This is a genomic window from Elizabethkingia argenteiflava, assembly GCF_009904105.1.
In the GTDB taxonomy this organism is placed as follows: Bacteria; Bacteroidota; Bacteroidia; order Flavobacteriales; family Weeksellaceae; genus Elizabethkingia; species Elizabethkingia argenteiflava.
Genome location: NZ_JAAABJ010000183.1, coordinates 1 through 291 on the forward strand (window position 1 = coordinate 1; position 291 = coordinate 291).

Below are 291 nucleotides of genomic sequence, written 5' to 3' on the forward strand. Positions count from 1 at the left end.
GAAAAATGCTGTTGGTGGTTTTTGCCTTTTTTCTACCCTGATAGCCTAGCTTTTCACCTCCCATTCGGCTTGGGGTGTGGCTGCCGTCCAACTGAACGCTTGACATATCCAATTTTCTTTTATTAAGGAGCGAAAGACCTATCCAAAACTTTCTGAAAGAGCCGTCTTTGCTCCATTTATTGAAATAATAGTAAATGCTTTGCCAGCAGATTTTCTCTCTGCCAAAATATTCTTTCAAACTTAATTCACGCCACTGACAGCCTGTTTTCAGGCGTTTTACAATAAGCTGAA

General features: G+C 40.5%; 1 protein-coding gene. It reads right to left on the bottom strand.

Annotated features, from left to right (window positions below; genetic code table 11):
- Positions 1-291 (bottom strand): transposase (locus GNY06_RS01480; RefSeq protein ID WP_166518481.1); only part of this gene is annotated, 291 nt, incomplete at both ends.